This window comes from Devosia sp. J20-27 (genome assembly GCF_055808595.1).
On record NZ_CM147875.1, the window covers coordinates 3,265,377 to 3,283,600 of the forward strand.

General features: G+C 64.5%; 17 protein-coding genes and 1 tRNA gene. 5 read left to right on the top strand and 13 right to left on the bottom strand.

Annotated elements, in window-relative coordinates; translation table 11 throughout:
- Positions 1 to 9 precede the first annotated feature (9 nt).
- From AC0L4C_RS16200 to AC0L4C_RS16220, 5 genes are all read right to left on the bottom strand, one after another.
- On the bottom strand, positions 10 to 939 hold the full coding sequence (locus AC0L4C_RS16200) for an aldo/keto reductase (protein WP_473400732.1): 930 nt from the start codon (positions 937 to 939) through the stop codon (positions 10 to 12).
- Between the two features lie 4 nt (positions 940 to 943).
- Entirely contained in the window at positions 944 to 1,957 is a 1,014-nt protein-coding gene (locus AC0L4C_RS16205) for a glycosyltransferase family 4 protein (RefSeq protein WP_473400733.1), read from the bottom strand.
- A gap of 130 nt (positions 1,958 to 2,087) precedes the next feature.
- Positions 2,088 to 2,570 carry a 30S ribosomal protein S9 gene (rpsI, locus tag AC0L4C_RS16210; protein ID WP_473400734.1) on the bottom strand — a complete coding sequence of 161 codons (483 nt, stop codon included), beginning with the start codon at positions 2,568 to 2,570 and terminating at the stop codon, positions 2,088 to 2,090.
- A complete protein-coding gene (rplM, locus tag AC0L4C_RS16215) occupies positions 2,570 to 3,034 on the bottom strand; it encodes a 50S ribosomal protein L13 (protein ID WP_473400735.1) in 465 nt (154 codons plus the stop codon). The genes rpsI and rplM overlap by 1 nt, the downstream gene beginning before the upstream one ends.
- 131 nt (positions 3,035 to 3,165) lie before the next feature.
- Positions 3,166 to 4,221: a COX15/CtaA family protein gene (locus AC0L4C_RS16220; RefSeq protein ID WP_473400736.1), complete on the bottom strand. Its 1,056-nt coding sequence runs from the start codon at positions 4,219 to 4,221 to the stop codon at positions 3,166 to 3,168.
- Between the two features lie 94 nt (positions 4,222 to 4,315).
- On the opposite strand from AC0L4C_RS16220, the gene AC0L4C_RS16225 reads away from it, so the two are divergent.
- A complete protein-coding gene (locus AC0L4C_RS16225; protein ID WP_473400737.1) occupies positions 4,316 to 4,525 on the top strand; it encodes a DUF2842 domain-containing protein in 210 nt (69 codons plus the stop codon).
- On the opposite strand, the gene AC0L4C_RS16230 is transcribed toward AC0L4C_RS16225, so the two are convergent.
- The 3 genes from AC0L4C_RS16230 to AC0L4C_RS16240 all read right to left on the bottom strand — a co-directional run bounded on the left by AC0L4C_RS16230 (position 4,522) and on the right by AC0L4C_RS16240 (position 10,138).
- Positions 4,522 to 6,513 (bottom strand): putative bifunctional diguanylate cyclase/phosphodiesterase, encoded by a 1,992-nt coding sequence (locus AC0L4C_RS16230; RefSeq protein ID WP_473400738.1) that lies wholly within the window; start codon positions 6,511 to 6,513, stop codon positions 4,522 to 4,524. The two genes, AC0L4C_RS16225 and AC0L4C_RS16230, sit on opposite strands and share 4 nt — an antisense overlap.
- A 158-nt stretch (positions 6,514 to 6,671) precedes the next feature.
- The gene (locus AC0L4C_RS16235) at positions 6,672 to 7,706 is read right to left on the bottom strand and encodes a polysaccharide deacetylase family protein (RefSeq protein ID WP_473400739.1); all 1,035 of its coding nucleotides are present in this window, start codon (positions 7,704 to 7,706) and stop codon (positions 6,672 to 6,674) included.
- Positions 7,706 to 10,138, bottom strand: a complete 2,433-nt coding sequence (locus AC0L4C_RS16240) for a Wzz/FepE/Etk N-terminal domain-containing protein (RefSeq protein WP_473400740.1) — start codon at positions 10,136 to 10,138, stop codon at positions 7,706 to 7,708. Before AC0L4C_RS16240 ends, AC0L4C_RS16235 begins: the two co-directional genes overlap by 1 nt.
- Before the next feature lie 220 nt (positions 10,139 to 10,358).
- Between AC0L4C_RS16240 and AC0L4C_RS16245 the strand changes: the two genes are divergently transcribed.
- The 4 genes from AC0L4C_RS16245 (at position 10,359) to AC0L4C_RS16260 (ending at position 14,909) form a co-directional block, all read left to right on the top strand.
- Entirely contained in the window at positions 10,359 to 10,850 is a 492-nt protein-coding gene (locus tag AC0L4C_RS16245; protein ID WP_473400742.1) for a polysaccharide biosynthesis/export family protein, read from the top strand.
- On the top strand, positions 10,850 to 11,986 hold the full coding sequence (locus tag AC0L4C_RS16250) for a glycosyltransferase family 4 protein (RefSeq protein WP_473400743.1): 1,137 nt from the start codon (positions 10,850 to 10,852) through the stop codon (positions 11,984 to 11,986). Before AC0L4C_RS16245 ends, AC0L4C_RS16250 begins: the two co-directional genes overlap by 1 nt.
- Before the next feature lie 126 nt (positions 11,987 to 12,112).
- Positions 12,113 to 13,636 (top strand): undecaprenyl-phosphate glucose phosphotransferase, encoded by a 1,524-nt coding sequence (locus tag AC0L4C_RS16255; protein WP_473400744.1) that lies wholly within the window; start codon positions 12,113 to 12,115, stop codon positions 13,634 to 13,636.
- Between the two features lies 1 nt (position 13,637).
- Positions 13,638 to 14,909 (top strand): O-antigen ligase family protein, encoded by a 1,272-nt coding sequence (locus AC0L4C_RS16260; protein ID WP_473400745.1) that lies wholly within the window; start codon positions 13,638 to 13,640, stop codon positions 14,907 to 14,909.
- Here the strand turns inward: AC0L4C_RS16260 and AC0L4C_RS16265 are convergent.
- From AC0L4C_RS16265 to AC0L4C_RS16285, 5 genes are all read right to left on the bottom strand, one after another.
- The gene (locus AC0L4C_RS16265; RefSeq protein ID WP_473400746.1) at positions 14,895 to 15,815 is read right to left on the bottom strand and encodes a phosphotransferase enzyme family protein; all 921 of its coding nucleotides are present in this window, start codon (positions 15,813 to 15,815) and stop codon (positions 14,895 to 14,897) included. The two genes, AC0L4C_RS16260 and AC0L4C_RS16265, sit on opposite strands and share 15 nt — an antisense overlap.
- Before the next feature lie 17 nt (positions 15,816 to 15,832).
- Positions 15,833 to 16,873: a hypothetical protein gene (locus tag AC0L4C_RS16270; RefSeq protein WP_473400747.1), complete on the bottom strand. Its 1,041-nt coding sequence runs from the start codon at positions 16,871 to 16,873 to the stop codon at positions 15,833 to 15,835.
- A gap of 111 nt (positions 16,874 to 16,984) precedes the next feature.
- Positions 16,985 to 17,061, bottom strand: a tRNA-Pro gene (locus AC0L4C_RS16275).
- Between the two features lie 168 nt (positions 17,062 to 17,229).
- A complete protein-coding gene (locus AC0L4C_RS16280) occupies positions 17,230 to 17,835 on the bottom strand; it encodes a DUF6680 family protein (protein WP_473400748.1) in 606 nt (201 codons plus the stop codon).
- On the bottom strand, positions 17,835 to 18,185 hold the full coding sequence (locus AC0L4C_RS16285; protein WP_473400749.1) for a hypothetical protein: 351 nt from the start codon (positions 18,183 to 18,185) through the stop codon (positions 17,835 to 17,837). Before AC0L4C_RS16285 ends, AC0L4C_RS16280 begins: the two co-directional genes overlap by 1 nt.
- Positions 18,186 to 18,224 lie beyond the last annotated feature (39 nt).

An 18,224-nucleotide genomic window follows, 5' to 3' on the forward strand; every position in this document is an offset into this window, starting at 1 on the left:
TGGCGTCGCTCAGGCGTGCAGAAAGGCCTGCATGCCGACAATATTGGCGATGGCGCTGATCGTCTCGCGGCTCAGGTCAATGTCGCCGGCGGCGTAGGAGTAGCGCAGTTGCGCCGGGTCACGCGGACCGATGATGGGGCGGACATTGGGGGCGAGGCCGGTGAGATAAGCGATGATCATCTGGCCGGCCTCCAGGCCCAGGTCGCGGGCGATGGCCTCGATCTTTTCGGCGGCCTCGGTGCAGGCCGGATTGGCATAGTTGGCGGGCGCAGGCTGGCCAGCGGCGCGCTTTTCGAACAGCCCCTGGCATTGCGAGGTGTAGAACTGCAGTTCGACGTCGTTGTTGACGGCGTGGTGGAACATTGGTGCGTCGATGATGACGTTGGTCGGATCGGCCGGCGGTGTCATCGGGCGGCAGAGCACGTTGCCCAGAACCTGATTGGCGGAAAAGCCCCCTGCCCGCTCGGCCTCGCGCATGCGCAGCAGCGTCCAGTTCGAGCAGCCCAGACCGATGAGCTTTCCTTCGGCCACCAGTTCATGCAGCGTGCCGAGAATGTCGGCGGCGGGGATACGCGGATCGTCGCGATGCATGAAATAGAGATCAATGCGGTCGGTCTGCAGGCGCTTGAGGCTGAGCTCGACATCGAGACGGATCGAGGTGCGGTCGCAGCGGCTGACCGAGGCATCGGTGAGCGCGGGATGCGCGCCCTTGGTGACAACGCGCAGATGGTCGCGATTGCCGCGGGCCGCCATCCACTCGCCGATGATGGTTTCGGAGCGGCCGGACTCGCCAGGCACCCAGTCGGAGTAGACCGCGGCCGTATCGATCACGGCGCCACCCAGCTCGGTATAGGTATCGAGAATGGCAAAGGCGTTGTCGCGCCCGCCGTCGCCGAGCCCCAGGTTTGCCGTGCCGAGAATGAGGGGATTGGTGAGCATCTGGCTATCCTGTGATCAGTGGCAGGTGGTCGAGGAACTGTTGAGTACTGGCGGCCCAGGAGAAGCGCTCGGCATAGGTGCGGCAGTTCTCGCGCGAGATGTTGAGGGCCTCGAGCGCGGCGGTGCGCAGGTCCTCCTTGAGGACGCCCACCGGCTCGCTGCCGATGACATCGATGGGGCCGGTGACCGGAAAGGCGGCGACCGGCGTGCCGCTGGCGAGCGCCTCAAGCAGCACCAGGCCAAAGGTGTCGGTGCGACTGGGAAAGACGAAGACGTCGGCACCGGCAAAGAGCCGCGCCAGGTCATCGCCATGCCGCGCCCCGGTGAAGATGGCGTGCGGGTACTTACGTTCGAGTTCGACGCGGCTCGGTCCGTCGCCGACGACGACCTTGGTCCCCGGCAGATCGAGATCGAGGAAAGCCTCGATGTTCTTTTCTACGGCCACTCGGCCGACGTAGAGGAACACCGGACTGTCGAAGGCGAGCGGCGCGCGCTTGTGGGGGTGGAAGAGCGTGGTATCGACGCCCTTGGTCCAGACCGCGACATTGGCGAAACCGCGCGCCTCCAGCTCGGCCTGTAAATGCGGCGTGCCGACGAGGCAGTAGCGGGCCGGTCCGTGGAACCAGCGGAGGAAAGCGTAGGACCAGTTGAGCGGCACCGGCAGCCGGGCGCGCAGATATTCGGGAAACTGGGTGTGATAGGCGGTGGAGAAGGGCAGCTTGCGCTCGACGCAGTACTTGCGGACGATCAGCCCGAGCGGGCCTTCGGTGGCGATGTGAATGGCGTCGGGGCGGATGGCCCGGATCTTTTCATGCACGGTGTGCTTGTGGACCAGCGACAGGCGGATCTCGTCGTATCCCGGCATGGGCATGGTGCGATAATCGAGCGGAGTGACCAAGCGGACGTCGATGCCGCCGGCTTCCATCTGCTCGATGACACGCTCGATCGAGCGGACGACGCCGTTGACCTGCGGGTGCCAGGCGTCGCTGACGATAAGGACGGTGCGGGGCAAATCCATGGGGTGCCTTGGTAGCAGAGAGGCCGGTGGCCCTCCAGCCCTCTCCCGCCTGCCAAGGCAAGTCGGTGGGGACATAAGCAAAAGGGCCGGATTGCTCCGGCCCCTCGCACATATCGATGTTCCGAAACGCTTAGCGCTTGGAGAACTGGAAGGACTTGCGGGCCTTGGCCTTGCCGTACTTCTTACGCTCGACCACACGGCTGTCGCGGGTCAGGAAGCCACCCTTCTTGAGCACGGCGCGCAGCTCGGGCTCGAAATAGGTCAGCGCCTTGGAGATGCCGTGACGAACGGCACCGGCCTGGCCGGACAGACCGCCGCCGGCAACGGTGGCGACGACGTCGTACTGGTCCTTGCGCGAGGCGGCGACGATGGGCTGCTGGAGCACCATCTGGAGCACCGGACGAGCGAAGAAGTGGTTGAACTCCTTGCCGTTTACGGTGATCTTGCCGTTGCCCGGCTTGATCCAGACGCGCGCGATGGCGTTCTTGCGCTTGCCGGTGGCATAGGCACGGCCCTGCGCATCCAGCTTCTGCTCATAGACGGGCGCATCGGCCTGCACGGCGACGCTGGCGACGGTGCCCAGATCTTCGAGCGAGTTGACGGTCTCGGCCATTACTTGAGCCTCACATTCTTGGAGTTGAACGAGCCGACGTCGAGCTTGGCCGGCTGCTGGGCCTCATGGGGATGCTCGCCACCGCCATAGACCTTGAGGTTCTTGAGCTGGGCACGGCCGAGCGGACCGCCCGGGATCATGCGGCGCACGGCATTTTCGAGCACGCGCTCGGGGAAGCGGCCGTTCAGGAGCTCGCGCTGCGTGCGGTCCTTGATGCCGCCGGGATAGCCGGTGTGCCAGAAGAAGCGGCGCTGATCGAGCTTCTTGCCGGTCAGCTTGATCTTGGAGGCATTGATGACAATGACGTTGTCGCCCATGTCCATGTTCGGCGTATAGGTGGGCTTGTGCTTGCCGCGCAGGCGCAGCGCGATGATGGAGGCCAGGCGCCCCACCACCAGATCCGTCGCGTCGATCAAGATCCACTTCTTCTCGATCTCGCTCGGCTTGGCCGAGTACGTGCTCATGTCTGTATTCCCTGTAGATTGGTGAGCGGCATGTACCGATGTCCGCATCAACTGTCAACAGGATGATAGAAACCCTGTAAAAACAGTGTGTTATAGGTGCGGTATTTGGATACCGCCATTGCGGTATCCCATTACCGTGCAGTTTTCCCTGTCATATCAGCGAGATAGGCCACAATCGTGCCGGTGAGCATGAAAGCCAGAGCCTGGTGACCGAGTGCCAGCGAAATGGGCACGGCTGTCAGGAGGGTCGCAATGCCGAGAACGACTTGCAGGGCGATGAGCAGGCCGATGCGCGGCAGCCAGCCATGGGCGCCGGAAAAGCCCCCTGCCCGCGACTGCCGCCAGAGCAGCAGCGCGGCATAGAGGACGATCAGATAGGCGAGACAGCGATGGGCGAACTGCACCGTCAGGGCATTCTCGAAGAGATTGAGCCACCAGGGCTGGATGGCGCCCAGACCATTGGGGATCCAGGCCCCGTCCATCAGCGGCCAGGTGTTGTAGCCCATGCCGGCATCGATACCGGCGACGAAGGCGCCGGCAATGAGTTGCACGAAGACCAGCAGCAACAGCAGCACAATCGGCCAGCGCGGGCGCTCGGGGGACATCGGCCGGGGCTCCAGCCGACGGGCGACCCAGACCAGTGCCATGAACAGCAAGGCGGCAGCGCCGAGATGGGCGGCGAGGCGGTATTGCGAGACATCGACGCGTTCGGAGAGGCCGGAGGAGACCATCCACCAGCCCAGAGCGCCCTGCAGTCCGCCCAGGACAAAAAGGGCAGCCAGCGGCGCCGCGAGATTCCAGGAGAACCGGCGCTGAACCAGAAAGACGAGGAACGGCACGGCAAAGGCCAGGCCGATGACGCGGCCGAGGAAGCGGTGCGACCATTCCCACCAGAAGATGTACTGGAACGCCGCAAGGCTCATGCCGCGGTTCTGCAACTGGTATTCGGGGATCAGTTTGTAGGCCTCGAACTCGGCCTGCCAGTCAGCCATGGACAGCGGCGGCAGGATGCCCGAGATCGGCTTCCACTCGACGATGGACAGGCCGGAGTCGGTCAAACGGGTGATGCCGCCGAGCGCCACCATCAGCAGCACCAGGGCGGCGACGCAGTAGAGCCAGATGCGAACGGGCCGCAGGCGGTCGCCCGAGGCCAGGTCGTCGAGGTGCGGCGTTTCGATGCTTGCCAAGTGGATGATCCCGGACCAGTTTGCGCGCGGCGGTTAGGTACGCCCCGGTTCCCGGCTTGGCAACGGCCGCAATGACGCAGGACAGCACGACACCATGACGCAACGCACCCGCAAACTGTTCGGCACCATCCTGACGCTGGTCCTGATCGTGGTCTGGTGCGTGATGGCGGGGGCGATCTACGCCAACTGGCTGGGCGACGCGCCGTGGTGGGGGCTGCTGGTCTACTTTGCGGTGGCGGGCGGGCTGTGGTTCTTTCCGGCAGCGTGGATCATCCGCTGGATGGCCCGGCCGGACGACGCCTAAGCCGCGCCGCGGCGCCGGGGTCGGTAGCCGTCCATCTCGATCGGACCAGGCCATTTGCCGCTGACGCCGCGGGCGATGGTGGCGGCGAGATCGATGGTCGGCATCGGGCGGCCGAAAAGGTAGCCCTGGACCAAGTCGCAATGCAGATCGCGCAGGACCAGCGCCTGTTCCTCGGTCTCGACGCCCTCGGCGGTGACTTTCAGATCGAGCACCTTGCCCAGGGCGATAATTGTGGAGAGGATTTCGCGCGACTTCGAGCCTTCGACGGTGAGGCCGGACATGAAGGACTTGTCGACCTTGAGCTTGTCGAACGGGAAGCGCCAGACGTAACCGAGCGACGAATAACCGGTGCCGAAATCGTCGAGGGCGATGGAGACGCCGAGTGCCTTGATGGCCATCAGGTCCCGGAGCACCTTGTCCGTGTCGGTGATGAGCACGCTCTCGGTGACTTCCAACTCCAGCCGGTGCGGCGGCAGGCCGGACCAGGCCAGGACATCGCGCACCATGCCCGGCATGTCGCCGGCGGCGAACTGGGCTGGCGAGAGGTTGACCGCGACCGTCAGTTCGCCCGGCCACTGGCTGGCGATGGTGCAGGCCTCGCGCAGCACCCACCGGCCGATATCGTTGATCAGGCCGGTACTCTCGGCGATCGGAATGAACTCGGCAGGCGAAATCGGCCTGCCCTGGCTGTCGGTCATCCGCAGCAGCGCCTCGAACCCCTTGAGCCTGTCGGTGGCGGTCTCGTAGAGCGGCTGGAAGTTGATCTCGAATTCGCTGTTGAGCAAGGAACTGCGCAGCCGGGACTCGATGGCGGCGAGGAACTGGCGCTCACTCTCCATGCCGGGGTCGAAGGCCATGGCCCTGCCGCGATTGCGGGTCTTGGCATTGTGCAAAGCGAGGTCGGCGGCGAGGAACAGCTGGTCGACGGTCTTGCCGTCGCACGGGTAGAAGGAATAGCCGACCGAGGCGCCGCAGTTGACCTTGGTGTTGCCGATGTCGAACGGCTTGGCCATTTCGCGGGCGATATCGTCGGCCAGTTCGGCGACGACCTGGGGCAGATTGGCATAGTAGGGCTGGCAGATGGCGAACTCGTCAGCGCCGAGCCTGGCGATGCGCTCGCGCGTGCCCATGAGCCGGCGCAGTCGCCTGGCGGCCTGCCTCAGCAGTTCGTCGCCGGCGGCATGGCCGAGGGACTCGTTGACATATTTGAAGCGGTCGAGATCGATGAAGTGCACTGCGACCGAGAGCCCCTTGTCCTCCGCGCCATTGATAAGGTCGCGGGTGATGCGGCTGAAGGTGGTCCGGTTCAGGCAGCCGGAGAGCTCATCGTACTGCGTGGATAGCTGCAGGCTGCGCGCCTTGGTCGAGAGCTGGCGCAGCTTCCGCAGAAAGAGGAAGCCAGGAATGCCGAAGGCCGCGAGGACCAGCAAAGTGACCTGGATGGCGACGTTGCGAAACTGCTCCAGGCGCCCGGGCCAGCTCTGGCTCTCGTCGGAGCTGACCGAGAGGATGCCGATGACAGTGCCAGCGTCAAGCAAGGGTATGGTTGTGTCGGCGTAGAACGCGGGCCGGATCTCGCCAGTTTCTTCCGTGAGCGCGTAACTCGTGCGCCCGGTGGCAAGGACGCTCGCCGCGGCGCTGCTGCGCTCGACGGTATCGGGCAATGCGCCGGTTGCGTGGTAGGTCGAGTCGCCGCGCAATACGCCGTTCTGATCGTAGAGCCTGAAGCTGGAGACCGCGCCGATCGGCCGGACGCCGCCGAGCAGTGCTGCCGTGCGCTGCGGGCTCAGGCGGCCGGATATGATCGCATCGAGATCAGGAACGATATCGACGAGATGCTGGCCAAACGTTTTCGCCACATACTCGGAGTGGGCGCGTTGCATGTCCGATATTGCGGCATAGCCGACGACGTAGGCGCCGACAGCTGCAATCACCGTCGCTATTGCGAGCGGAATGATCCACGCAATGCCTCGTTTGGTTCGCCGCAACAAGTTGATCCCCCAAGCAACTGGCCCGCGCCGACGCGTGCTGCACAGGCGCCGTCACGAGATAGTGAACGGCAAGCATGGAGGAACTCTTAAGATGACTGTCTTCCCGCCCCTGGCGAAGACGACCGCGACAACATCAACAATAAAATGCGAGGTGATCAGGATCGCAGACGGGAGAAAATCGCGCCGGTGGCGAAGACATCGACGTAGCGCCGGGCCTGGAAGAGGCCGTTGAGCGAGACGCGGGGCAGCGCGTGCAAGCTGTCCTTGTGGCGGTGATAGAGCCCGCCGGGACGGGTGGTGACTGCCGTGCGCAGACCCAATTCCTTTGCCATCAGGTATTCCCGCTCGCCGGCCGATGCGGTGCCACCGATGGGGTAGGACAGGTGGATCGGCGCTATGCCGAACTGCGCCTTGATGATGCGCACCGACTGCTCGATCTCGCTGCGGGCTTCGGCAGGCGGGAGCTTGGCCAGTTCGTAGTGGTGCACGGTGTGGGCACCGATGGTGCAGAGCTGTTCACCGGCGAAGGTCTTGAGCTCGGGCCAGTCCATGATCAGGTCGCGGCAGTGGGCGTCGAGGTCCATGCCATATTGTCCGGCCAGCGCCCGGATAAGCTGGACCCGGTCGGGCTCGGGCATGGCGCGCATGCGCCAGTAGAGGTCGTCATAGGCCTCGCGCTTTTCGGCAAGCGTCCTGGTCGGGACGTAGTCGGTCTCGCCCAGATAGGTGACGGCTATGGCGTCCTGCTGGGCAATGATGTCCTCGAGCGCCTGCCACCAGATTTCACCGACGCCATCGACGAGTGCGGTGGGCACATAGAGGGTGAACGGACACTGGGTCTTGCGCAGGATGGGCAGCGCGTGGCGCAGGTTGTCGCGATAGGCGTCGTCGAAGGTGAAGACGACGAAGGGCCGTGTGCGTTCCGGCGCCTCGATGCGGCGGACGGCCTCGTCGAGATCGACGATATCGAGTCCCAGTTCCCGGACGCGGGTGATGGTGAACTCAAGAAAGTCCGGCTGCACCTGCAGAATGGCGTTGGGCGAGAAATCCGCCGGCGGCTCGGGCAGCACGCGATGCAGAGTGAATATGATGCCTTTTGAGGTCGACAGCCGACGGATCAGGGCCGGCAGATGCGAGGCCCAGAGCAGCTCGAACATGCCGCGAATGGCGGCGTATTTGAGCTGCGACATCAGGCGACGAACCGCTGCGACGGTACCGAGACGAGCTGACCGACCTCGTAGCCGAGGGTGGCGGCCTCCGCCAACGTCGACTGGACGATGCTGCGGTCGGGATACTGTTCGCCCGAGACCACGACAAGCCGGCCTTCGACGCCGGAAAAGATTGGCAGCGACGAGCTGACACCGATACGGCCGGTGGTGACGATGACGACCTCGTAGATGTCGGTCAGTGCCTCGATGAGGGTAACCGGCTTCATCGAGCGGCGCTCCAGCGTCGACTGCCGTCCCCAGGGAACGGCGGCGAGACCTTCGCTGACCTTGTGCACGACGTCGCCGAACGTTGCCTTGTCGGCGGCAAGATCGCTGATGCCGGCCTCGGACGACGGGCGGGCGCTGCCGGCGTCGATGGTGGCGACGCTGAGGCCACGCCCAAGGGCGCTTTCCACCAGCACGTCGGCGACGTTCTCGACATCGCCGAACTCGGTCAGGGCAGCCAGCATCACCACCCGGACGCGGCCGATGGCGATATCGGCGGCCAGATTGCTCAGTTCGAGTGCGGCGGCGCCGGCAGCATCGGGCCTAGCCTCGGGCGTGTCGGCGACATCCTGCGACGGTGCAGGTTCGACGGCCGGGCGCGGTTGCGTGGTGGCGACAGCCGCTGTCTCCAACTCGGGTACGGGTTCGGGTTCGGCAACCGGTTCTGGCGCAGACGCGGTGGCGGGAGTTACGGCGGCCTGAGCCGGCATGGCCGGCGCATCATCCTGCAAGGCGGGCGTTTCGAGTTCGACGGTCGCGACGTCGGCCACAGACGGCTCGACAGGGACATGACGAACAGGCCGACGGAGGAGCCGGGCGAACAGGCCAGGCGCCTTGGGTGCTGTGGCGGCGGCCGGCTGGATCAATTCGGGTTCGGACTCGGGCTCCGGTTCCGATTCCGGCTCAAGCTCCGACGGAGCTTCACTTTCCGACTCGAAGAGGTCGGGCTCCACCTCGGCGTCATCGGCAAGATCTGCCTGCTCGTGCGAACGCGGGACGCCAGCGACAGAGCGCTGGGTGATGGCGCGGCCGGACATCAGTTCGCCGAAAAGAATGCCGCCGACCTGCAGGGCGAGGGCGACGAAGCCGACGGCGCCAAGGATCAGCGAAGTCTTGGGCGAGGCCGGATTGATGGACGGCGCCGCCATGGTCACGACGCGGACATCGGGGAGCGCCGAACTGGAATCGGTGCGGGCCGACGCATCGGAATAGCGGGCCAGATAGCTTTCGAGCAGGTCGCGCTGTGCCTTGGCGTCGCGCTCCAGGGCGCCGAGGGCAACCGTGTCGCGGGTGGCGGTAGAGACGGAAAGCTTGAGCCGGGCGAGGTCTTCGTTGAGCGATTGCTCGAGAGCGGCCTCGACCTGCGCTTCGGCATCCAGAGCATCGGCAACGCGGCGGCCCTCGGCGGCAATCTGGCTGCCGATCGACGCGATCTGGGCGGTCAGGGCCTTGATGGTCGGATGGTTGGGCAACAGGGTCGACGAACGCTGCGCCAGCTCACCGCGCAGAGCCGCCTGGGACTGCACGAGGTTCTGGATGACCAGCGAATTGCGCACGTCGGGGACGCCGTCGATGGGCTGCCCCGACCGAATGAGGCCACGGATCAGATTGGCGCGCGACTGCGCGGAGTTCTTGCGCTCCTGGGCCGAGGTGATCTGGGTGGCAATGTTGGAGAGCTGCTGCTCAAGGATCGAGGTTGTGCCGGTGCCGGTACCGCTCTGGAAGAGATCGTTTTCGGACTTGTAGTTGGCGACAGCGGTCTCGGCCTTGCTGACCTCGGTCCGCAGCCGGGCGATCTCGGCCTCAAGCCAGGTCGAAGCCTCGGCAGTGTCGGACAGCGACAGACTGGCGCGACGCCGCACATGGGCGTTGGCAATGGCATTGGCGATGCTGGCGGCCAGTTCCGGATCCTGCGAGCGGACATAGACCGAGATGACGGCGGAGTCGCGCTCGCGAATGACGGTGACATGATTGTTGAGGTTTTCGAGGACGATCTCATCTCCGCCACGCACTTCCGGCTGGCGACCGAAGAGCTGCAGGATCAGCGCCACCGGCGAGACCCCTGCCCCGCCGAACTCGCGGACGTCGCGCAGGTTGAGCTCGTTGATCACGGTCAAGAGGTTGTCGCGCGACTTGATCAGTTCGATCTGGCTCGACATCAGCGCTTCGGCGGCTATGCCGGCCGAGGCCGGCGCATTGGCCGCGCTGGTAAAGGCATTGGAGCGCTGCTCGACCAAGATGCTGGCGGACGATTCATAGAGCTTGGGGACAAACATCAACACGGCGAAGGTCGCGCCGAGCAGCAGGACCAGAACCAGCACGATGCGCAGCCAGCGCGACAACACGGCCGCAGCGAGGGCACCCAGATCCATGCGCATGTCTTCGCCGCGGATCTCGTTGACAGTCATGAGGCGTCCCTTTCGTCCATACCGTCGGTATCGCCCGAACGTGGTCAACATTCCGTTAAGCGCAGTGCAAATCGCAGCGACCCGGGGAGCCGCCTAAGGGGAATGTTAACCATGACGGAGGACATTGCGGACGTTCAAGGAGCTTTGAGTATTTCACATGCGTTGGTTGCGGCTGCTTCTGATATTTTTGCTTGTCCCCTTGGCGGGCTGTGCCCTGAACATGCGGCCCGCGACCTATCTGGTGGAGACCAAGGGGCCCTACGCGCTCGATACCGGCGACGTGGTCCGGGTGACGGTCTACGGCGAGGCAGAACTGACCAAGAGCTATCGGGTCGATGATGACGGCGCCATTTCTCTGGCGCTGGTCGGCAGCGTGCCGGTGCGCGGGCAAACGACGCAGATGGCGGCCGCCAGCATCACGGCGCGACTGGCCGACGGCTATATCCGCGAGCCAAGCGTGGCCGTCGAAATCGAGGCATACCGGCCCTTCTTCATCCAGGGTGCAGTCAAGAGTGCCGGCCAGTTCAGCTATGTGTACGGTATGACGGTGCGGGCAGCGATCAGCACGGCCGGCGGGTTCTCCGACACGGCCGACCGCAGCCGGGCACTGGTCTATCGTCGTCAGGGCACGGAAATGGCCAAGGGCACCGTCGACCTCGATTTCCCGATCTATCCCGGCGATACGATCGTCATCTCGGAGCGCTGGCTCTAATGACCGACGCACCGCTGCGCATCCTGCAGATCCTGCGGGCACCCGTCGGGGGGTTGTTCCGGCACGTCCGTGACCTGACGCGGGAACTGGCGGCGCGGGGCCACCAGATCGGCATCGTGGCCGACAGCCTGACCTCGGACGGGCTGACCGCCGAACGGCTGCAGGGGCTGCAGCCCTATGCCAAGCTGGGCATCCACAGCGTGCCGATGCCGCGCACCATTGGTGCGGGGGATTTCACCACGCCCTTCCGCATCCGCAAGCTGGCTGCCGATCTCGATATCCAGGTGCTGCACGGGCATGGCGCCAAGGGCGGGCTCAATGCCCGCTGGGCCCGGATCGGCGTCCCCTCGCGGGTGGCGCTCTACACGCCACATGGCGGGGTTCTGAACTACAAGGTGGGCTCCCCTGTCGGACTGGCCTTCCGGCTGTTCGAGCAGGCGATCGTGCGGTTTACCGACGCCTTCATCTTCGAGAGTGCGTTCGCCCGGAATGCCTTCTACCGCATGATTGCGGAACCCACGCAACCGGCGCAGGTGATCCATAACGGACTGGCGCAGGTGGAGTTCGAACCGATCACCCCGGCAGCCGATGCCCGGGATTTCGTGTTCATCGGCGAACTGCGTGAAGTGAAGGGCATCCGCTATCTGCTGGAGGCGCTGGTGGACGTGCGGGCGCCCGACGGCAGTCCGGCGACGCTGGTCATGGCTGGCGACGGCCCGATGATGCCCGAGGCCAAGGCGATGGTGGCCCGGCTGGGGCTGTCGGAGCGCGTGTCGCTACTGGGTGCCAAGCCGGCCCGTCCGACCCTCCATCTGGGGCGCTGCGTGGTGGTGCCATCGCTGGCCGAGTCTCTTCCCTATGTGATCCTCGAGGCGGCCTCTGCCGCGCGACCGGTGATTGCGACCAATGTGGGCGGCATTTCCGAGATCTTCGGGCCGACCGCCGGCAGCCTGATCGCGCCCGCCGATACGGCCGCGCTGCGGGGCGCGCTGCAGGGCTTCATCAACGACCCGGCGGCGGCCGATGCCGAGATGGCGCAGCGGCTCGACCATATTCGCAACCGGTTCTCGCTCGGGCACATGGTTGACCAGATCGAGGCGCTGTACCGCCAGGTCCTCGCGGTGCGGGCAGGTTAAAATCCGAGCAATCACAGCGGGTTGATTAAACACGTCGGCGTTAGGCTTAACGCCAGCCTTTCACCGAGTCTTCACTCCCGACGGTGTAAACTCAGCTAAACTTCAAGTGCCCAGGACGCGCCCGAGATGTTTCGCCTTGATCCCAAACAAGCTGTGCTCGACCACGTTGCCGCCAATGGCGCGCAGACTTCCAGCCCTGTTGTCCTCTCTGCTGCTGCGGAGCGGATCGTGCAGATGCCGGCGGAGACGACCTATTCGGGGACGGTGATCGTCGGTGTATCGCAGGTGATCGAGGCACTGCTGCTGGCGACGCTGGGCTTTGCCATCTTTGGCGCCTATGTCGGCGCGGCCGAGGCGTTCTTTTACGTGCCGCTGATCATCAGCGCCGTGGTGGCGGCGAACGTGCTGTTCAACGCCGCGCGCACGCACCGGGTGCCGGCCTACCGGACGCTGGTGGACCAGTGCGGACGCGTGCTGGCCGGCTGGTCGGTGGTTTTCACCATCCTCCTCGTCGGCATCTTCCTGTTCAAGGCGCAGGACTACGTGTCGCGCGTCTGGCTGGTGAGCTGGTACGCGAGCGGCGCTGTCGTACTGGTGATCTTCCGCGTCTCGCTGCGGGTGCTGGTGCGGCAGTGGACGGCGGAGGGCAAGCTGCGGCGGCGGACGGTGATCGTCGGCGGCGGCAAGGATGCAGAGGCGCTGATCGCCTCGCTGCAGAAGGGCGCGGACAGCGATATCCAGCTCTTCGGGCTGTTTGACGACCGCAATGACGACCGCTCGCCGGAATCGGTGGCCAGCCTGCCCAAGCTGGGCAAGGTGTCGGACCTGATCGAATTCGCCCGGCGGACGCGGGTTGACCTGGTGATCGTGTCGATGCCGCTGTCGGCGGAGAAGCGCGTGCTGCAGATGCTCAAGCAGCTCTGGGTGCTGCCGGTGGATATTCGGCTCTCGGCGCATATGAGCCAGCTGCGCTTTACCTCGAAAGCCTATTCCTATGTCGGCGACGTGCCGGTGTTTGACATGGCCGACCGGCCGATCTCGGACTGGAACCTGGTGTTCAAGTGGGTGTTCGACCGGGTTGTGGCGGTGGTGGCGCTGATCCTGCTGTCGCCGGTGATGCTGGTGACCGCGATCGCCATCAAGCTCGAGAGCAAGGGCCCCGTAATCTTCAAGCAGAAGCGCCATGGCTTCAACAACGAGCTGATCGAGGTCTACAAGTTCCGCTCGATGTATACCGACCGCTCGGACGCCAATGCCAGCAAGCTGGTGACCAAGGACGATCCGCGCGTCACCAAGGTCGGCAAGTTCATCCGCAAGACCTCGATCGACGAGCTGCCGCAGTTCATCAACGTGCTGCAGGGCCGGCTGTCGGTGGTGGGACCGCGCCCGCATGCCCTGCAGGCCAAGGCGGCCAACCAGCTCTATTACGAGGCTGTGGACGGCTATTTCGCCCGGCACAAGGTGAAGCCGGGGATCACCGGCTGGGCCCAGATCAATGGCTGGCGCGGCGAAACCGACACCGTCGACAAGATCATGCAACGCGTGCAGTTCGACCTGCACTATATCGAGAACTGGTCGATCGTGATGGACCTCTACATCCTGCTGATGACGCCGGTGTCGCTGTTTTCGCGCAGCGAGAACGCCTACTAGCGTGAGCATCGCCGCCCTCAGTGCCAATGACCTGACCGGCGGCGAGGCCTATCTGAAGGCCCGCGCCGCCAAGCTGCTCGACGGGCTGATGGCGTTCTGGATCTTCTGCGGCAGCATGGTGATCACCGAGCCGTCGCCCTACGAGGTCAGTTTCCTGCTGGCGCTGGGCATGGCGATCTATGCCGGGCTCGGGATGTACCGGTCGACGCTGGGGCTGCTGGTCCTGACGATGGCCTTCATCCCGTTTGCCTTCATCGCGGCGTTCCAGGTCAAGTTCACGGAGATCACGCCGGCGCTGCTATTCCAGGCGGTGACGGTGTTCCTGTTCATCACCAGCTATTTCGTCGCCAACTATGTCGCCGAGGCGCCGCAGAAGCGGATGCGGCTGATCGTCCGGGCCTATGTCGCCTCGGCGGTGATCTCGGCGCTGCTGGGGACGCTGGGCTACCTCGGGCTGATTCCGGGCGCGCATGACTTGCTGACGCGCTACGGGCGGGCCAAATCGCTGTTCAACGACCCCAATGTGTTCGGGCCGTTTCTTATCCTGCCGGCGATGTTCTGCCTGCAGCAGGTGCTGATCGGCAAGCGGCGCAAGGCGATTCTCAGCGGCATCGCCTTCATGATCCTGCTGATCGGCGTCTTTGCCAGTTTTTCGCGGGCGGCCTGGGGGCATTTTGCCGTGTCGGCGGCAATGGTCTACCTGCTGGTCTTCTTTCTCGAGGCGCATGCCCGCGAGAAGGTGCGGATGATGCTGATCGCGCTCATCGGGGCGATGATGGTGCTGGTGGCGCTCGGCGGGATGCTGAGCATTCCGGCGGTGCAGAAACTGTTCGAGACCCGCGCCAGCGCGCAGAACTATGACGAGGGGGAAACCGGCCGTTTCGGACGGCAGGCCTATGCGTACGAGCTGGCGCTGACGCATCCGTGGGGCATCGGGCCCTACGAATTCCGCAACCTGCGCATCGTGGAAGAGCCGCACAACGCCTATGTCAGCACGCTGCATGTCTATGGCTGGGGCGGCGGCTTCGTGTTCATCCTCTTCATCTTCACCACGATCTGGCGCGGCGTGAGCTTTGTGGCGCGGCCGGGGCCGAACCGGCTGCTGCTGATCCCGCTGGTGTCGGTGTTCGTGCCGCTTTGCGTGGAGGCGATGATCATCGATCTCGACCACTGGCGGCACTTCTACCTGGTGGGCGGGCTGATCTGGGGCGTCACGGCGGCCTACAACAAGGTGCTACCCGGCGAAGAGGCGCGACACTCAGCGCTGGTCTAGCCAGGTCTCTGCGAGACGCGCCGTGTCGGCGGCGAAGCCGGGCGCCTGGGCGCGGGCCAGATCGGTTTCGGCATGGGTGCCGATCCAGGCCAGCAGGACCATGCGGCGCAACAGGATCATGGCCGGGATGATGGCGATATCGTCGGGGCCGAGGGGCCGGATGGCGGTGTAACCCTGCAGCCAGGCGGCCTGCAGCTGCGGCACCTCGGGTGTCGTCTCGATGAAGGACAATGCCGCGGCGAGGTCGTAGACGAACCAGCCGAAACCGGAATCGTCGAAGTCGAGCAGGACGGTGCGCGGGCCATCGACGAGCAGGTTGGCGAGGCGCATGTCGGCGTGGATGAGACCGAAACGGTCGGGTGCCGTACCGTAGGAGGCAAGATCCCGGGTGAGCGCGTGGCAGACAGCATCGAGCGTGGAGCGCTCGGCGCTGCTGCCGGGGGCCAGGCGCCAGTCGCCCCAGAGACCGTCGGGCGCCAGCATGGTGGCGGCGGACCAGGTTGGCCGGGTGAATGCTTCCGGCCGCTGCCAAGATTGCGCGTGCAGATGCGTCTTCGCGGCAAAGCCGCCGATGGTGCGGAAGAGGTCGACCTGGCCGTTGCCGGGTTCCTGCCCGGTTTCGAAGGCAAAGAGTACGGCAAAGCGGCCGGGGCTGACTTCCTGCAGCAGTTCGCCATCGCGGCCAGGCAGCGGACGGACGACGGGCAGATCGGTCTCGCGTCGCAGCGCGGCGAGCCAGGCGAGTTCGCTGCGGATGGCGGCAGCGCTCTGGTAACCGGGGCGGTGCAGCCGCAGCACCGTGGTGCCGCCAGGCGCATCAATCCTGAAGGTGTGGTTTTCCGAGAGGTTGATCAGAGTGGCGCGACCGTTGTCGGTCTCGCTCCAGAGGTCGAGGCGCAGGTTCAAGGGGCGCAATCCGTCCGTCAGTAGCTGCGTGGCCCGACGCGACCGGGGCCGGACGTGGCGCAGTCGCGCGGCTCGACGATCTGCAGGTCGGGGGAAATGGCGTAGTCATACTCATAGGCGTAGACACGGCCGGGACTGGCCGCGGCAACGGCAATGCCGAAGCCATCCGGGGTGAAGGCGATGCGCAGTTCGGTGCGTCCGGCGGTCGCGCAGGCCCGGGCCTCGGCGGGTGAGCCGACCGGCTGCAGCCCGACCGTGACCTGTGACAGCCCCTGCCCGGCCAGCGCGGCAACGACCGCATCGCGCACCGGAGCGAAGTCGCTGCCATCCCAGAAGCGGTAGTCGGGATCGAGGACGGCACGCTCGTAGGCGGCGTTGTAGGCCGCATAGACGATGTCCTGAAGCTGCCGGTCGCTGGGCGCGGCGGGATCGAACAGCGGCGGCGGTGCACCAAAGGGCGCCGCATCCTCGGTGATGGCCGGGTCGTCGGGGATCAACTGCTCGTCGGGTTCGGCATCGTCAGCCGGGGCGGTATCGTCGCTAGTGACCGGTCCGGCGGCGCGATAGGCGTCGGCAACGATCTGCTCGACGCTGTCGGCGTGGCAGACGGCGTCGGCCAGATCGAGGGCATAGGTGGCGTCGGGCACGGGATAGCCGGTGACGTAGCCGGCGTAGCAGGCGCCGTTGCGATTGAGGGCGAAGGGGATGATGGGCGGGGTATCGACGCCGGGCGTGCCTTCGCCGCGCGGCATGACGTATTGCGGATAGAGTGCCAGTTCACCTGCCTTGAGAGCTTCGCCCTCGAAGCTGCTGACAATGAAGAAGGCGCCGACGTGAAAGAGTACCGAATTGGCATCCATGCCGAAGGGATTGAAGGCGTCGTCGCCGGCCTCCTCGCGGGTGCGACCACCGACGAAATAGAGCACGGCCTCGCCAACGAGACCCTGAGGGCTTTCGGGGGCGGCAAGCGTTCCGGGCAGATCGACGGCCAGCGCCGGCAGCGGCAGAGCCGGAAAGATGGCGGCCGCAAGGGCCAGACTGGCGAACGCTAGACGCATGGCTCTTCCTCGCTCCGTTGGGCGGAGTTTTGGGCCGGAACCGGCAACAGGTCAATCAAGGCGGGGAAGAATGCCGACCCGGCAAGGATTGGCCACGAGGGGGGAAGAGAATGGTCGGAGTGACAGGATTTGAACCTGCGACCCTTTGTCCCCCAGACAAATGCGCTACCAGGCTGCGCTACACCCCGACTGGGCGAACCCCTACCGAACCGGTCTTTTCATTGCAAGTGGGGATTTCGGGACGAGGCAGGGAAATGCTTGGTATGATCGTCACAACACCGCTAAGCCGCTGAACTAGTTTCAAGGGGCTTCCAGGATCCGTGTCCAGTAGATTCACCCTCACGCAACTCGAACAGCTAGAGTTCACCGTTTGGAACCTGACTAGGTTTTGGTGGAAACGCCGTTGAAGGAGCCGTGGATGGCTGGGCGGCGGTATTTGCTGTTGGCGACTGCTGTGGTAGCAGGCGAGCCAGCGCAGCTTGTCGCTCAAGATGTGCGACGCGATCCATTTCTGACATGGCATTTGGGTAGTAGACCCGTCCAAAGTCATCTGGTCGAAGTCCATCGGCCAAATTCATGTCAGTGGCCATGGCCTTCATCAAGGCCCTCATGCGTTCGTCCTGAACGTGGCCAGGGACCTGACGGGAACCATCAAAGGTCAGGAACAGCTCGGCCCAGGCTTCACGCACCTTCAGCGAGTCTTTAAACACAACATCAATAACATTCAGGGCGCGGACGGATTCGACCGACGCAATTGAAGCTCTCTCCTGCATAAGGGTGGTGAATACCCACATCTTCATGCGGCGACGCTCGACATCCCCCTCCGCTTCGCGCCGCAATTGCTCGGCCAACTTGGCTGCCGAATGCGGTCCTCTGAAGGTTGCATATGCTGCAAATAACGTGGCCAAAGCGCTGAGGAACGCGGCGACAACCTCTGGATGCTCGCCCAGATACTCCAACATTACAGCGCCCGTACCTTTGTTAGCTTCACATTGACAGGGCCCATAGGGGTCTTCAGAGCGATAAATGGCCGCTCAGAAAAATCGGCGGGAAGCTCTATTTCCACAATATAGGAGAGCCCGCTTGGTCCAGTGGATACACCTTGGACCAACGTCACGTTTGGGGGGGCTACGACTGACACTTTCCCTTTTAGATTTCCGTCCGATCCGTCTTGGAGATATTCACCATCAAACGTAACACCAAAAACATCTGCCCCCGCCAGAACACCATCGCTAATGACGAAAAGACCCAATCCATTTCCACTTTCCCCGCTGAAATGACCGGAGTAGATACCGTTGATGCCCGATGACATATTCCAACTCCGCTCATTTTGACCGCTCTCCGGTGTAGA

Coding starts and splice junctions, on each gene's coding strand:
- AC0L4C_RS16200 (WP_473400732.1), bottom strand. CDS start 939: ATGCTCACCAATCCCCTCATTCTCGGCACGGCAAACCTGGGGCTCGGC.
- AC0L4C_RS16205 (WP_473400733.1), bottom strand. CDS start 1,957: ATGGATTTGCCCCGCACCGTCCTTATCGTCAGCGACGCCTGGCACCCG.
- rpsI (WP_473400734.1), bottom strand. CDS start 2,570: ATGGCCGAGACCGTCAACTCGCTCGAAGATCTGGGCACCGTCGCCAGC.
- rplM (WP_473400735.1), bottom strand. CDS start 3,034: ATGAGCACGTACTCGGCCAAGCCGAGCGAGATCGAGAAGAAGTGGATC.
- AC0L4C_RS16225 (WP_473400737.1), top strand. CDS start 4,316: ATGACGCAACGCACCCGCAAACTGTTCGGCACCATCCTGACGCTGGTC.
- AC0L4C_RS16235 (WP_473400739.1), bottom strand. CDS start 7,706: ATGTCGCAGCTCAAATACGCCGCCATTCGCGGCATGTTCGAGCTGCTC.
- AC0L4C_RS16240 (WP_473400740.1), bottom strand. CDS start 10,138: ATGACTGTCAACGAGATCCGCGGCGAAGACATGCGCATGGATCTGGGT.
- AC0L4C_RS16245 (WP_473400742.1), top strand. CDS start 10,359: ATGCGGCCCGCGACCTATCTGGTGGAGACCAAGGGGCCCTACGCGCTC.
- AC0L4C_RS16250 (WP_473400743.1), top strand. CDS start 10,850: ATGACCGACGCACCGCTGCGCATCCTGCAGATCCTGCGGGCACCCGTC.
- AC0L4C_RS16255 (WP_473400744.1), top strand. CDS start 12,113: ATGTTTCGCCTTGATCCCAAACAAGCTGTGCTCGACCACGTTGCCGCC.
- AC0L4C_RS16270 (WP_473400747.1), bottom strand. CDS start 16,873: ATGCGTCTAGCGTTCGCCAGTCTGGCCCTTGCGGCCGCCATCTTTCCG.
- AC0L4C_RS16280 (WP_473400748.1), bottom strand. CDS start 17,835: ATGTTGGAGTATCTGGGCGAGCATCCAGAGGTTGTCGCCGCGTTCCTC.
- AC0L4C_RS16285 (WP_473400749.1), bottom strand. CDS start 18,185: ATGTCATCGGGCATCAACGGTATCTACTCCGGTCATTTCAGCGGGGAA.